General features: G+C 59.6%; 13 protein-coding genes and 1 riboswitch. Of the genes, 8 read left to right on the forward strand and 5 right to left on the reverse strand.

The features are described from left to right. The first annotated feature begins 45 nt into the window (after positions 1–45). Together ligB and ACA055_RS28040 are read left to right on the forward strand one after the other, a co-directional pair. Positions 46–1725, forward strand: a complete 1680-nt coding sequence (gene ligB, locus ACA055_RS28035) for an NAD-dependent DNA ligase LigB (RefSeq protein WP_497681491.1) — start codon at positions 46–48, stop codon at positions 1723–1725. Positions 1726–1824: 99 nt separating this feature from the next. Continuing rightward, the gene (locus ACA055_RS28040) at positions 1825–2220 is read left to right on the forward strand and encodes a DUF1090 domain-containing protein (RefSeq protein ID WP_497681492.1); all 396 of its coding nucleotides are present in this window, start codon (positions 1825–1827) and stop codon (positions 2218–2220) included. 156 nt (positions 2221–2376) lie between these two features. On the opposite strand, the gene ACA055_RS28045 is transcribed toward ACA055_RS28040, so the two are convergent. Further along, entirely contained in the window at positions 2377–2826 is a 450-nt protein-coding gene (locus tag ACA055_RS28045) for a c-type cytochrome (protein ID WP_497681493.1), read from the reverse strand. A 128-nt stretch (positions 2827–2954) separates the two neighbouring features. Between ACA055_RS28045 and mltA the strand changes: the two genes are divergently transcribed. Beyond that, positions 2955–4139: a murein transglycosylase A gene (gene mltA / locus ACA055_RS28050; RefSeq protein ID WP_497681494.1), complete on the forward strand. Its 1185-nt coding sequence runs from the start codon at positions 2955–2957 to the stop codon at positions 4137–4139. A gap of 126 nt (positions 4140–4265) precedes the next feature. On the opposite strand, the gene ACA055_RS28055 is transcribed toward mltA, so the two are convergent. Together ACA055_RS28055 and ACA055_RS28060 are read right to left on the reverse strand one after the other, a co-directional pair. Next, positions 4266–4649, reverse strand: a complete 384-nt coding sequence (locus tag ACA055_RS28055; RefSeq protein WP_497681495.1) for an MAPEG family protein — start codon at positions 4647–4649, stop codon at positions 4266–4268. A 41-nt stretch (positions 4650–4690) separates the two neighbouring features. After that, on the reverse strand, positions 4691–5524 hold the full coding sequence (locus ACA055_RS28060; RefSeq protein ID WP_497681496.1) for an EamA family transporter: 834 nt from the start codon (positions 5522–5524) through the stop codon (positions 4691–4693). Positions 5525–5741: 217 nt separating this feature from the next. Between ACA055_RS28060 and ACA055_RS28065 the strand changes: the two genes are divergently transcribed. Together ACA055_RS28065 and ACA055_RS28070 are read left to right on the forward strand one after the other, a co-directional pair. After that, positions 5742–6911: an MFS transporter gene (locus ACA055_RS28065; protein ID WP_497681497.1), complete on the forward strand. Its 1170-nt coding sequence runs from the start codon at positions 5742–5744 to the stop codon at positions 6909–6911. Positions 6912–7019: 108 nt separating this feature from the next. Then, positions 7020–8285, forward strand: a complete 1266-nt coding sequence (locus tag ACA055_RS28070) for a cation:proton antiporter (protein ID WP_497681498.1) — start codon at positions 7020–7022, stop codon at positions 8283–8285. Here ACA055_RS28070 and ACA055_RS28075 read toward each other — a convergent pair whose 3' ends face one another. Together ACA055_RS28075 and ACA055_RS28080 are read right to left on the reverse strand one after the other, a co-directional pair. Then, complete coding sequence (locus tag ACA055_RS28075; RefSeq protein WP_497681499.1) at positions 8286–9173, reverse strand: formate/nitrite transporter family protein; 888 nt, start codon at positions 9171–9173, stop codon at positions 8286–8288. Between the two features lie 186 nt (positions 9174–9359). Further along, positions 9360–9764 (reverse strand): acyl-CoA thioesterase, encoded by a 405-nt coding sequence (locus ACA055_RS28080; protein ID WP_497681500.1) that lies wholly within the window; start codon positions 9762–9764, stop codon positions 9360–9362. 198 nt (positions 9765–9962) lie between these two features. After that, a riboswitch (S-adenosyl-L-homocysteine riboswitch) is annotated at positions 9963–10065 on the forward strand. 23 nt (positions 10066–10088) lie between these two features. Between ACA055_RS28080 and ahcY the strand changes: the two genes are divergently transcribed. From ahcY to ACA055_RS28095, 3 genes are all read left to right on the forward strand, one after another. Further along, entirely contained in the window at positions 10089–11498 is a 1410-nt protein-coding gene (gene ahcY / locus ACA055_RS28085) for an adenosylhomocysteinase (protein ID WP_497681501.1), read from the forward strand. 160 nt (positions 11499–11658) lie between these two features. Then, positions 11659–12504, forward strand: a complete 846-nt coding sequence (metF, locus tag ACA055_RS28090; RefSeq protein ID WP_497681502.1) for a methylenetetrahydrofolate reductase [NAD(P)H] — start codon at positions 11659–11661, stop codon at positions 12502–12504. A 192-nt stretch (positions 12505–12696) separates the two neighbouring features. After that, positions 12697–13512: a substrate-binding periplasmic protein gene (locus ACA055_RS28095; protein WP_497681503.1), complete on the forward strand. Its 816-nt coding sequence runs from the start codon at positions 12697–12699 to the stop codon at positions 13510–13512. Positions 13513–13724: the final 212 nt, after the last annotated feature.

Raw genomic sequence — 13724 nt, forward strand, 5'->3', positions numbered from 1 at the left:
TCCTCACCTAGCCTTGAAGCATCTCCCTGAGCAAGGACGCTCACGATGCTCCCCAACCTGCACCTGTTTTTAACCTTCCTACTGAGCTTTGCCTGCCTGACCGCCAACGCCACCGGATGCCCCGACTGGCCCTTCGCCCGCGCGACGGGCGAAATCGCAGCCCTGCAAAAACAAATCGACCTTTGGGACGACAACTACCATCGCGAAGGCCGCTCATTGGTCACCGACGAACTCTACGATCAGTCCCGTGAGCGCCTGAGCGAATGGCGCAACTGTTTTGATTTGGACGTATCCGCAGAACCGTTGCGCACCGCAGGCGGCACGGTTCCCCACCCCATCGCCCACACCGGCCTGGAAAAACTCCGGGATGCTCGCGCCGTCGAGAACTGGCTACGTCACCGCACGGACATATGGGCCCAACCCAAGGTCGACGGCGTCGCGGTGACATTGATTTACCGCAAAGGCGTGCTGATTCGGGCGATCAGTCGTGGCGACGGAGTGAACGGGCAAGACTGGACGGCCTCGGCACAGCGGATCGCTGCCATCCCCCAACACCTGCCACAACCGCTCAACCTGCTGCTGCAAGGCGAACTCTATTGGCGGCTTACCGACCACGTACAAGCCCAGGCCGGCAGCCTCAATGCACGAGCCACAGTGGCCGGCTTGATGGCCCGCAAGGAACTGACTGATGAGCAAGCCGACGGTATCGGCCTGTTTGTCTGGGACTGGCCCCAAGGTCCGGCCAGCTTGCCTGCCCGAGTCGCCGTGCTGGATGAATTGGGCTTCCCGAGCACAGCGTCGTACAGTCAGCCCGTCACGGCATTCGCCGACGCTGAACACTGGCGCGATCACTGGTATCGCGCACCCCTGCCCTTTTCCACCGACGGCATCGTCCTGCGCCAGAACCAACGCCCACCCGCCGAGCGCTGGCAGGCAAAACCACCTCACTGGAGCGTCGCCTGGAAGTACCCGTTTGCCCAGGCGCTGGCCGAGGTGCGCAAGGTCCACTTCAAGGTCGGACGGACCGGGCGGATCACCCCGGTGCTGGAACTGTTGCCGGTGGCACTCGATGACCGACAAATCAAACGCGTCAGTGTCAGCTCCCTGCAACGCTGGCAATCACTGGACATCCGGCCCGGAGATCAAGTCGCCATCAGCCTGGCAGGACTGACCATTCCCAGACTTGATGGCGTGGTCTTGCGCAGTACCGAACGTCCCGAATTGAACGTTCCGATGGCAGAGGACTTTCATCAGTTGAGTTGCTGGCAGCCAACGCCAGGCTGTGAAGGTCAATTCCTGGCGCGCCTGAACTGGCTCAGCGGCAAGCAGGGGCTGGCGCTCTCGCATGTCGGCCCGGGCACCTGGGAGAAACTTCTCGAAACAGGCCGCCTGAACGGCCTGCTGGATTGGTTGACCCTCGATGCTCAAGAGCTTGCTAACATTGATGGCTTCGGCGAACGCAGCAGTGCTCGTCTTTTGAACAGTTTCAACAGCGCCCGGCAACGCCCTTTCGCTCGCTGGCTCAAAGCCCTGGGCTTACCGCCGACCGGTCAGGCGCACCTCGCCGATTCATGGCAGGCACTGGCGCAACGAAATACCGAACAATGGCAGGCTGAAATCGGCATCGGCCCGGGACGCGCGGCGCAATTGAGCGCATTTTTCCGCGATCCGCAGGTCCTGGCCTTGAGTGAAACATTACGTGTCGCGGGGATCGACGGTTTTTAGCAGCCGTTGATCCCCGCCAACCCGGGAACCCATTGGTGCCGTTGGGCTCAAATCCCCCATCGCCATATCGACCCGATTGCCTTTTCACATGGAGCTTTTATGAAACTTCTTTCACCGCTCGCCCTGTTGACCCTCTGCAGCGTGATGGCCGCTCCACTGATGGCCGCCGAAGAAGCTCCGGGGCTGACCGGCTGCGCCGCCAAGAAACAGGGCATCATCAACCAGATCGAACTCGCCAAGACTCGCGGCAACACCGACCAGCAGGCCGGCCTTGAAACAGCCCTGAGTGAAGTCACCGCTCATTGCACCGACGCGTCCCTGAAGAAAGAACGGGAAAACAAAGTGCTCGACGCCAAACACGACGTCAGCAAGCGTCAGGCGGATCTCGACAAGGCCATGAAGAAAGGCGACGCCGAGAAGATCAACAAGCGCAAAGACAAACTTGCCCAGTCCCGCAAGGAATTGCAGGACGCGCTCGACGAACTGGATAAATAAGAGGCGACGATCAAGTATTTACGTCGTTTTCAAAGTCGCCTTCGCGAGCAAGCCCGCTCCCACATTTGAACTTCAGTGCACACATGATTTGTGTGCGTCCGAGATTAAATGTGGGAGCGGGCTTGCTCGCGAAGACGTCAACGAGAGCACCGCCAATCAATGATCCCGAAACTCTTTATGGCACGCACTACAGGCATCTTCGACCTTCTGGACCGCCGGCCCCAGGTTGCTGGCTTTGTAGGGCTGAACCTTGCTGGCAATCACCAGCTCACCGGTGGCGGCTTCAAGAGTGCGAGCCATTTCCTGGAAGCGTGCCTGCTTCTGCCAGACATCGTCCTTGGCGCTGGTGTGATCTTCTTCACGCACCTGCGGGAAATGTTTCCACGGTTCATGGGACAGCGCATCGAGTTTCACGGCGCCGTCAGCGAACTTCGGGCCGTCGAACGGAATGCGGCCACGCAACATGCCGCCCAGGTCTTCACCGGTCTTGAGCATTTGCTTGAAGATCGCCTTGCGCTGGCCCAGCGGCGAATTGGGGTCGACACCACCGCAAGCGGACAAGGCCAGGCAGGCCAGCAATACAACAGAAAGTCTTTTGAAAGTCATGGTGGCTTCAGGTCACTGGAAACGGCGGCCAGTATCCTCGCGTCACCGGCAAAGACCAATAGCCCTATTATCAATACGGGTTGTTTGAGCGCATGGAGCACTCAGGCAACCGGCAAAGGAATTACTCCATGAACAGCCGTTTCAAGGCATGGCGTCACAACCTCGCCTGGACCCTCCCGATGATGGCCGTGCTTGCTGGCTGCACCGGTGGCGACAGCAGCAAACCGAAAACCCACGCACTGGCCACCTACTCCAGCGCCACGTGGGAAGCCCTTCCGACGGTGTCCGACATCGACCTCGTCGCTGGTTTCGGCTCGTGGCGCAGCGCCTGCACCCGGCTCAAGGCCGACCCGGTTTGGGGCGGAACCTGTGCCGCTGCCGCCAACGTGCCGCAAACCGCCAACGAGATTCGTGGCTTCCTCAAGCAGAACCTCGACGTCTACGGCCTGCGCGCCGCCAATGACAATCCAAACGGTTTGATCACCGGCTACTACGAACCGGTCTATCCCGGCAGCCTGACCCAGACCGAAGTGGCCAACATCCCGGTGTACGGCGTCCCCGAAGACATGATCATTGTGTCGCTGGACAGCATCTACCCGGAACTCAAAGGCAAACGTCTGCGCGGCCGGCTCGAAGGTCGCGTGCTCAAGCCTTACGACGATGCGGCAACCATTGAAACCAATGGGGTCAAGGCGCCGGTCGTTGCCTGGCTGACCGATCCGATGAACCTGCAGTTCCTGCAAATCCAGGGCTCCGGTCGTATCCAGCTCGACAACGGCCGCCAGTTGCGCATTGCGTATGCCGACCAGAACGGCCACCCCTATCGCCCTATCGGCCGCTGGCTGGTTGAGCAGGGCGAGCTGAAGAAAGAGGACGTGACCATGGGCGCCATCAGCACCTGGGCAAAGGCCAATCCGTCGCGGATTCCGGAACTGCTCGGCAGCAACCCGAGCTATGTTTTCTTCACCCGCAACCCGGACAGCAACGAAGGGCCGCGCGGCTCGCTGAACGTACCGCTGACAGCCGGCTATAGCGCGGCGGTGGATCGCAAGGTGATTCCGCTGGGCAGCCTGTTGTGGCTATCGACCACAAAACCGGACGGCACCGCGCTGGTACGCCCGGTGGCGGCTCAAGACACCGGTGGCGCGATTGCCGGCGAAGTGCGAGCGGATCTTTTCTGGGGCACCGGCGAAGCGGCCGGGCAACTGGCTGGGGATATGAAACAGCAAGGGCAGATCTGGATGCTGTGGCCAAAAGGCGCGGCGTTGCCGCAAGTGCCGCAGGTTGCCGATGCGGCTAAGGCTAATCCTTGAGATTTGCTGCGACGGATAAATAGCTTTCGCGAGCAAGCCCGCCCTCACATTGGTTTGTGAACGCCACAAATCAAATGTGGGTGCGGGCTTGCTCGCGAAAAGGCCCTCACAGATACCGACCTATTTTCAGGCCGACACCACAAAGAAACCGACTATCAACCCCATCCCCACAAACCACATCAGCGACCGTAGAGTGGCCCAGTCCGCCAGGTAGCAAATGATGAACAGCAGCCTACTGGTGATAAACAACACGGCCAGCACATTGATCGTCACCAGTTCGGCATTGCCGGCCAGGTGCGCCACGATCACGGCTGCCGCGAATGCGGGTGTCACCTCAAAACTGTTCAGTTGCGCCGCATTCGCCCGCTTGCCCAAGCCTTCCAGGGAATCGAGAAACCCCCGGGGATCATGATTATTTTTCAGCCCGTACCCGCCACTGATCTTGGCCACGCCCGTACACAGATAAGGCAGGAGAATCGCAATCAAGATGCACCACAGAGCAACCGTCATAAAGCAGTCCCTTCTTCAAGTTTCAACCATTCGAATTTCAATCAGAACTTCATTACCAGCATGCCGATCAACACCAACCCACAGGCTAAGAGCCGTGGCCTGCCGAAAGGTTCTTTGAGGTAACGCATGCCGAACAGCACCACCAGAATTACGCTGATCTCGCGCAATGCCGCCGCTTCGGCAATCGAGCCCAGTTGCATGGCCCATAGCACCAAAGCGTAGCTGAACAACACGCAGAATCCGACCGCCAACCCCAGCCGCCACTGCTCACGCCAGAACAACATGAAGGCCGGTCGCTTGCGCACCAGTGCCAGCAACGGAAATGGCCAGGCGCTGAGCAACGTGACCCAAACCAGGTAATCCAGCGGGTGGGACCAGCGCCGCAAAGCCTGGCCGTCAATGTACGTGTAGCAGCCGATGCACAGGCCGATCAGCGCCACCACCGGCAACATCGACCATGGCAAACGCGCACCGCCCCCGCCCTGCCACAGCAGGCAAAGCATGCCAAACGGGATCAACAGAATTCCGAAGATCTGCTGGTTGGTCAGCACTTCTCCGGCAAAGATCAGCGTCAGTGCCAGCACCACCAGCGGCGACAAGCCACGCATCAACGGATAGACCAGCCCAAGGTCGCCGACCCGATAGGCCTGGATCAGCAAATAGCGATAGAGCAGCTCGAACGCTGCCGACGCCAGGATCCACGGCCAGATGTCCAGCGGCGGCAGCTCCACGAACGGCAGCATCAGCGCGACAAACAGCATCGCTACGCTGTCCATGCAGGCCACCACCAGCAATCGTTCCGCACTGAATTTGATCAGGGTATTCCACGCCGCGTGCAACAGCGCTGCCACCAACACCAAAGCCGTTGCGAGCACGGCACACTCCTTTATTTGTTTTTGTTCCCTATGGGAAGCGTCTGGATAATTGATTCGCCATATGTCCGCAGCTGTTTATACTGCAAGCGACCACGCCGCACTCAGTTGCGCACAGACTAATTCCAATAATTTTGCTCCTGCCCGCTCTCGTCGAGAACGGGCATTGGCATGCGTATGCCTGATCAAAGCGTCAAGACTACCGACAGAGACCTTGCGCATGCCACTCGCCTTGTTTGCCCTCGCTGTTGCCGCGTTCGGCATCGGCACCACCGAATTCGTCATCATGGGCCTGCTGCCCGACGTCGCCCGCGACCTCGCCGTGAGCATTCCCGACGCCGGCCTGCTGATCACCGGCTACGCACTGGGCGTGGTGTTCGGGGCGCCGATCCTCGCGGTCGGCACCGCCAACATGCCACGCAAAGCCACATTGCTGGGCATGACGCTGATGTTCATCCTCGGCAACGTCCTTTGCGCCCTGGCGCCGAACTACGCCACGCTGATGGCCGCACGGGTGGTTACGGCGCTGTGCCATGGCGCGTTCTTCGGCATCGGCTCGGTCGTTGCGGCCGGTCTGGTCGCCCCGAACAAACGGGCCCAGGCGATTGCCATGATGTTCACCGGCCTGACGCTGGCCAACGTGCTCGGCGTGCCGTTGGGTACTGCGCTTGGGCAATACGCCGGCTGGCGCTCGACGTTCTGGGCGGTGTCGGTGATCGGTGTGGTTGCCGCGATCGCGCAGTGGGCCTGGCTGCCAAAGGAAATCCCGATGGACAAAGCCAACCTCGCCAGCGAATTCAAAGTATTGGGCAAGCCCAACGTGCTGCTGGCCCTGGGCATGAGCGTGTTGGCGTCCACCAGCCTGTTCAGTGTGTTCACGTACATCGCGCCGATCTTGCAGGACATCACCGGCGTCAGCCCCCACGGCGTGACCATCATGCTGCTGTTGTTCGGTGTGGGTTTGACGGCGGGCAGCATGCTCGGCGGCCGGCTGGCGGACAGTCGTTTGCTGCCTTCGCTGGTGGGCATGGCGCTGGCCGTGCTGGTGGTGCTGGCCGCGTTCACACAGACCAGTCACTCGGTGATCCCGGCGGCGATTACGCTGGTGTTATGGGGGATCTTCGCGTTTGCGCTGTGCCCGATCCTGCAACTGCTGATCATTGACCAGGCGCATGAAGCACCGAACCTGGGGTCGACGCTGAATCAGAGTGCGTTCAATCTGGGTAATGCGGCTGGTGCTTGGATTGGCGGGTTGGTTGTGGCCAGTGGCGCGGACCTGGCTGACTTGCCCTGGACGGGCGCGCTGGTCAGTGGCTTGACGGTGCTGGCGGCGCTTTTCTTTATCTACCTGCAACGTCGCGGTGCGACTGCGGTCAATGTGTCCGGCTGAATAGCTGCATCGCCAATGACATTGCTTTCGCGAGCAAGCCCGCGAAGAAGTTGATGCGGTGCAACTGCCAAACAACCAATCTGCCACCTCCCATCCCAAGGACCCCGGATGCTTGAACTTGTCGCTGCGTTTATCTGCCTCACCACGCTCCTCACCTACGTGAATTTCCGCTTCATCGGCCTGCCCCCGACCATCGGTGTCATGGTCACTGCACTGATGTTTTCCCTGTTGCTGCAAGGCCTGAGCTTCCTCGGCTATCCCGGCCTCGAGGAACGCATTCAGCAATTGATCGGCCAGATCGACTTCGGCGATCTGCTGATGAACTGGATGCTGTCCTTCCTGTTATTTGCCGGTGCCCTACACGTCAATCTCAACGACCTGCGCAGCTATCGCTGGCCCATCGGTTTGCTGGCCACTTTCGGTGTGTTAATCGCCACCGCGGTGATCGGTAGCCTCGCCTATTACATATTTGCCCTGTTCGGCTGGCACGTGAGCTTTCTCTATTGCCTGCTGTTCGGCGCATTGATTTCCCCCACCGACCCGATCGCAGTGCTCGGCGTGTTGCGCACGGCCAATGCGTCCAAGCCGCTGAAAACCACCATTGTCGGGGAGTCGCTGTTCAACGATGGCACAGCAGTTGTGGTGTTCACCGTGTTGCTGGGCATCGCGCAACTGGGCGAAACCCCGACCATCGGTGCCACGGCGATGCTGTTCGCCCACGAAGCAATTGGCGGCGTGCTGTTTGGTGGGCTGATCGGTTATCTGGTGTACCTGATGATCAAGAGCATCGAGCAGCATCAGATCGAGGTCATGCTGACCCTGGCGCTGGTCATCGGCGGTTCGGCCATGGCCTCGGAGCTGCATGTTTCGGCGCCGATCGCGATGGTGGTCGCAGGTCTGATCATCGGCAACCTGGGCCGCAACCTGGCGATGAACGACATGACGCGAAAGTACCTGGACGGTTTCTGGGAACTGCTCGACGACATGCTCAACGCCTTGCTGTTTGCGCTGATCGGCATGGAGTTGTTGCTGTTGCCGTTCAATTGGTTGCACGTGCTGGCCGCGAGCTTGCTGGCGCTGGCGATTCTGCTGTCGCGCCTGCTGACGGTGGCGCCGGCCATCGTGCTGCTGCGGCGCTGGCGCACGGTGCCTCGCGGCACGATCCGGATTCTGACCTGGGGCGGCTTGCGCGGTGGTGTGTCGGTGGCATTGGCGCTGGCCCTGCCATTGGGCCCGGAGCGCGATCTGTTGCTGAGCATCACTTACATCGTGGTGCTGTCATCGATCCTGTTGCAGGGGCTGAGCATCGGCAAACTGGTCAAGCATGTGACCCGTGATGAACCTGCGCCAGCGGCACAGGCCGAGCATCACTGATTACTTTTTGGTTTTCTGCGGATCAGGCTCCTGGCCTTGATCCGTCGACTTCTTCGGCGGCCCGCTCTCGCTGCGAATCTGCGCATGACTGATCAGCGCGAAGATGAAACTGCCGCCGATGATGTTCCCCGCCAGCGTCGGCCCGGCGAATACCATCCAGAAATCCTTCCACGGCAACTGGCCGGCAAACACCAGATACGACACCTCCGCCGAACCGACCACGATATGGGTGAAATCCCCCAGCGCCATGAGGTAGGTGATGAGGATGATGATCCACATCTTGGCGGCTTCCATGGACGGAATCATCCACACCATGGTGGCGATCATCCAGCCCGACACAATGCCTTTGGCGAACATCTGGCTGGCATCGTTTTCCATGATCTTGCGCCCGATGTCGAGGAAGGCAAGGTCAGTCTTGCTATCGAAAATCGGCAGGTGCAGCATCACATACGCCACCAGTATCGTGCCGCAGAGGTTGCCCACGAGCACCACCGACCATAGGCGTAACAATCGTCCGAAATTGTTCAGTGTGGGTTTGGTCATGATCGGCAGCACGGCCGTTAGCGTGTTCTCGGTGAACAATTGCTGACGAGCGAGAATCACCGCGAGAAAACCGGCGCAGTAACCGAAACTGGCAATCACCTTGAAGCCTTCACCATCCGGCAAACGGGAATTGAGCAGCCCCATGGCCATTAGGGACAAGCCCATGGTCAGGCCAGCCGCCAGGGCCGACCACCATAGCGCCGCGACGCTGCGTTCCAGCTCCAGATCGCCCTGAGTGCGGATGATTTCATGCAGAACCGCAGCGCGCGGGGGCTGGCTCTTGTCGACGTCGTGCTGTTCTTCAGCGGAGAGGTTCGGGGTCTTGCCGTCTTTCTTGGTGTCCATAAAGCTCCTGAACCTGTGGCGTGTCATGTAGGTACGACACGCGCGGTTCGGAGCTGTTCAGTGGTCCGCTAAATCATCGTTAATCGGTAGACCGCCTTCGCGAGCAAGCCCGCTCCCACATTGGATCTCGGTCGTTTGGAGATCCCATGTGGGAGCGGGCTTGCTCGCGAGGGCGCGCCACCGTTCTCAATCGCTGATGCCATCATCCTTGAACTGGTCTTTGACGTACTTGATCTCGGTCTGTCCATGTGGCGCGGGCAAGCCGTCTTCACCCAGATTGACAAAGACAATCTTGTCCACCGTCAGGATGCTTTTGCGGGTGATCTTGTTACGCACTTCACACTTGAGGGTGATCGAGGTGCGACCGAACTCGGTGGCGGTGATGCCCAGTTCGATGATATCGCCCTGTCGCGAGGCGCTGACGAAGTTGATTTCGGAAATGTACTTGGTGACCACACGCTGATTACCCAGCTGGACGATGGCATAGATCGCCGCTTCTTCGTCGAGCCAGCGCAACAGGCTGCCGCCGAACAGCGTGCCGTTGGGGTTGAGGTCTTCGGGTTTTACCCATTTGCGGGTGTGGAAATTCATACTCACTCCTGACCGTCTTGCCGATTGATGCCCGGCATCATGGCAGAGCCCTCGCTAGAGCTCTATTAAGCATCGACTATGGTCGCGATTACCGTTCAGACATTGACTGACAGAAACGCTTTGGAAGTATCGCTCACACGGCTATAATCGCCACCGTTTCAAAACGGTAACGTTCCATTGATACCGTTTTCCCGCCACCTGTCCGAGGGGCGCTGCAGCAGGTTCGACCTGTCAGGCTCGGATGGGGCGTTGCTTGGTCATCATCGACCAGACACTAAACGCACAACGGCGCCCATTCGCATACATTACGAATGGAGGCTCTTCATGAGCGCTGTTATCACGCCTGCAGATTTTAACGATTACAAAGTCGCCGATATGTCCCTGGCTGCCTGGGGCCGTCGTGAAACCATCATCGCCGAATCCGAAATGCCAGCCCTGATGGGTCTGCGCCGCAAGTACTCCGCCGAGCAACCGCTCAAAGGCGCGAAGATCCTCGGCTGCATCCACATGACCATTCAGACTGCCGTGCTGATCGAAACCCTGGTTGCCCTGGGCGCCGAAGTACGCTGGTCGTCCTGCAACATTTTCTCGACTCAAGACCAGGCCGCTGCCGCCATCGCTGCTGCCGGTATCCCGGTTTTCGCCTGGAAAGGCGAGACTGAAGAAGAGTACGAGTGGTGCCTGGAGCAAACCATCCTGAAAGATGGTGCGCCATGGGATGCCAACATGATCCTCGACGACGGCGGCGACCTGACCGAGCTGCTGCACAAGAAATACCCGGCGATCCTGGACCGCGTCCACGGCGTCACCGAAGAAACCACCACTGGCGTTCACCGCCTGCTGGACATGCTGGCCAAGGGCGAGCTGAAAATCCCGGCCATCAACGTCAACGACTCGGTGACCAAGAGCAAGAACGACAACAAGTACGGCTGCCGTCACAGCCTGAACGACGCGATCAAGCGCGGCACCGACCACCTGCTGTCCGGCAAGCAAGCGCTGGTGATTGGCTACGGTGACGTGGGCAAGGGTTCCGCTCAGTCCCTGCGTCAGGAAGGCATGATCGTTAAAGTCTCCGAAGTCGACCCGATCTGCGCCATGCAAGCCTGCATGGACGGCTACGAGCTGGTTTCGCCGTTCATCGACGGTATCAACAACGGTACTGAAGAAAGCATCGACAAAGCACTGCTGGGCAAGATCGACCTGATCGTGACCACCACCGGCAACGTCAATGTTTGCGACGCAAACATGCTCAAGGCCCTGAAGAAGCGCGCTGTTGTCTGCAACATCGGCCACTTCGACAACGAAATCGACACCGCTTTCATGCGCAAGAACTGGGCATGGGAAGAAGTGAAGCCACAGGTTCACAAGATTCACCGTACCGGTGCTGGCGCGTTCGACGCCCAGAACGACGACTACCTGATCCTGCTGGCCGAAGGCCGTCTGGTTAACCTGGGCAACGCCACTGGCCACCCAAGCCGCATCATGGACGGTTCGTTTGCCAACCAGGTTCTGGCGCAGATCTTCCTGTTCGGCCAGAAGTACGCCGACCTGTCGCCAGCCCAAAAAGCCGAGCGCCTGACGGTTGAAGTACTGCCGAAGAAACTCGACGAAGAAGTGGCCCTGGAAATGGTCCGTGGCTTCGGCGGCGTGGTCACTCAACTGACCAAGACTCAGGCCGACTACATCGGCGTGACCGTCGAAGGCCCGTTCAAGCCGCACGCTTACCGCTACTGATCGGTCCTGCCGCCTGCTCTCCCTGTGGGAGCAGGCTTGCTCGCGAAAGCGGTGTTTCAGTCGACATTGATGGTGGATGTGCTGACGCCTTCGCGAGCAAGCCCGCTCCCACATGGGTAGTGCAAGCCTCCCAGGCTTACGCGTTTCCAAGGATATGACTATGTCCCAAGACCGTCGCTACAGCTTCGAGTTCTTCCCTACGAAGACCGATGCCGGGCATGAAAAGCTGCTCGCCACTGCTCGTCAGCTGGCTACGTACAACCCCGACTTCTTCTCCTGCACCTATGGCGCTGGCGGTTCGACCCGTGATCGCACCATCAACACCGTGTTGCAGCTCGAAAGCGAAGTCAAAATCCCTGCCGCACCGCATTTGTCTTGCGTTGGCGACAGCAAGAACGACTTGCGCAGCCTGCTGACTCAATACAAGGCCGCGGGCATCACCCGTATCGTTGCCCTGCGTGGCGACCTGCCTTCGGGCATGGGCATGGCCAGTGGTGAACTGCGTCACGCCAATGATCTGGTTGAATTCATTCGTGAAGAGACCGGCGATCATTTCCACATCGAAGTCGCCGCCTACCCGGAAATGCATCCGCAAGCGCGCAACTTCGAGGACGATCTCACCAATTTCGTGCGCAAGGCCAACGCCGGCGCCAACAGCGCGATCACCCAGTACTTCTTCAACGCCGACAGCTACTTCTACTTCGTCGAGCGTGTACAGGCGATGGGCGTGAACATCCCGATCGTGCCGGGAATCATGCCGATCACCAACTACAGCAAGCTGGCCCGCTTCTCCGACGCCTGCGGTGCGGAAATCCCGCGCTGGATCCGCAAGCAGCTGGAAGCCTACGGCGACGACACCCAGAGCATTCAAGGCTTTGGTGAGCAAGTCATCACCGAGATGTGCGAACGCCTGCTGCAGGGTGGCGCTCCCGGGCTGCACTTCTACACACTGAACCAGGCCGACCCGAGCCTGGCGGTGTGGAACAACCTGAAGTTGCCGCGCTAAAAGCCGTTACAAGCAAGATCAAAAGATCGCAACCTTCGACAGCTCCTGCATTGGAATACGTACCTTTGCAGGAGCTGTCGAAGGCTGCGATCTTTTGCTTTTAACGCACTTTTATTGTGCAGCAACATACGGAGATAGAGCTTCTGGATCCTGTTTCTGGCTCTTTCCGGTTTCTCGTCGTAATCTCAAGCCATGCCTTTGATCGCGCAGTTACTGACCGTGTTTCTTTTTACTTGCCTGAGCTTTGCCGCCCGGGGCGAGAAGCTGCGCATTGTCACTGAACCGTGGGCGCCGTACGTGTATGAGGAGAACGGCAAATCCCTGGGCCTGGACTACGAAACCACGGCCATTGTCTTCAAACGCCTGGGCATCGAAGTGGAATGGCAGTTCCTGCCTTGGAAGCGCTGCCTGTCGATGCTTGAACAGGGTCAGGCGGACGGCGCGCTCGACATTTTCCACAGCGATGAGCGCGACGCGACCCTGCTCTACCCCAGCGAACCGCTCTCGGAAGTCGAGTTCGTGATGTTCTACGCCAATGAAAGGCCCCATCCGTTCCGCACCCTCGACGAACTGCGCGGCCTGACCATTGGCACCTCGCCGGGCTACCTCTATAGCGAGGATTTCAGGGAATCGACGCTGTTCACCCGTGAACCGGCCCCGAGTCACGAAGCCAACTTCGGCAAACTGGTACGCGGGCGGATCGACCTGCTGATCACCGATCGCCGGGTGGGCCAGTATTTGCTCGACGAGTTGAACATCCGCGACAAGATCACCGAGAACCCCACAGTCATCAGCCAGCAGAGCCAGTTTTTGGCCGTGCGCCGCAATGCCGGCATGGATTTGTTGGTCCAGCGCTTCGGCGCCGAACTCAAACGCTTCAAGCGCGAGCCCGCCTACGCTGAATTGAGTGCCCGTTATGGCGCCAACCCGGCGACCGGCGCGAAGACCGCAAGAGCCACGGCGGCCGCCGAAAAAACCGTTGAGCAGCAGGAAAGCGGCGCGCAGTGATTGCTCTGTTATACTCCGGCCTTCCCGCCAGGCTCACGCCCGGACGCTCGGACTCGTTCAAGGCATCTCGACCCCGCTACAGCGCAGCTTTTCAGCCCGCGCGAGCGCTCCAGATGAGCCTTCGAGGCCCAGCAGGACCGGACGGGATTGCGTCCCCTTAAACGCCATTCGCGCCAGGCAAGACTCCCATTGGGCCAAGCCCTAACTAAAAC

This window comes from Pseudomonas sp. LBUM1657 (assembly GCF_059716075.1).